The organism is Vibrio sp. 1641 (genome assembly GCF_033339995.1).
GTDB lineage: Bacteria > Pseudomonadota > Gammaproteobacteria > Enterobacterales > Vibrionaceae > Vibrio > Vibrio alginolyticus.
This window is the reverse complement of the sequence record NZ_JAWOVP010000258.1, coordinates 1-639: the sequence shown is the minus strand read 5'-3', so window position 1 is coordinate 639 and position 639 is coordinate 1. Positions and strand designations below refer to the sequence as shown.

General features: G+C 45.9%; 1 protein-coding gene. It reads left to right on the top strand.

The window, feature by feature from the left end:
* On the top strand, positions 1-639 hold a 639-nt coding region (locus tag R7Z47_RS25380; protein WP_318130834.1), incomplete at both ends, for a pitrilysin family protein.

The following is a 639-nucleotide window of genomic DNA, read 5'->3' as shown; positions in this document are numbered from 1 at the left end:
AGTTAAGATCCCATATCAAAAATACAAACTCGATAACGGCTTGACCGTAATTCTAGCGCCAGAGGGCTCTGATCCATTGGTACACGTTGATGTCACGTATCACGTCGGTTCAGCTCGTGAAGAAATCGGTAAGTCGGGCTTTGCGCACTTCTTTGAACATATGATGTTCCAAGGTTCAGAGAACGTTGGCGATCAAGAGCACTTCAAAATCATCACAGAGGCGGGTGGTACGTTAAACGGTACGACCAATCGCGATCGCACCAATTACTTTGAAACCGTTCCTGCGAATCAGCTGGAAAAAATGCTGTGGCTTGAATCGGATCGTATGGGCTTTTTGCTTGATGCGGTTTCACAGCGCAAATTTGAAATTCAACGATCTACGGTGAAAAATGAGCGTGCGCAACGTTATGACAACCGTCCGTACGGTTTGATTTGGGAACGTATGTCTGAAGCGTTATACCCAGAAGGTCATCCTTACTCATGGCAAACCATCGGTTACGTTGAAGATCTTGATCGTGTTGACGTGAATGATCTTAAAGCGTTTTTCTTGCGTTGGTACGGTCCAAATAATGCGACGATCACGATCGGTGGTGACTTAGATGTCGAGCAAACACTGGCGTGGGTAAACAAATACTTCGG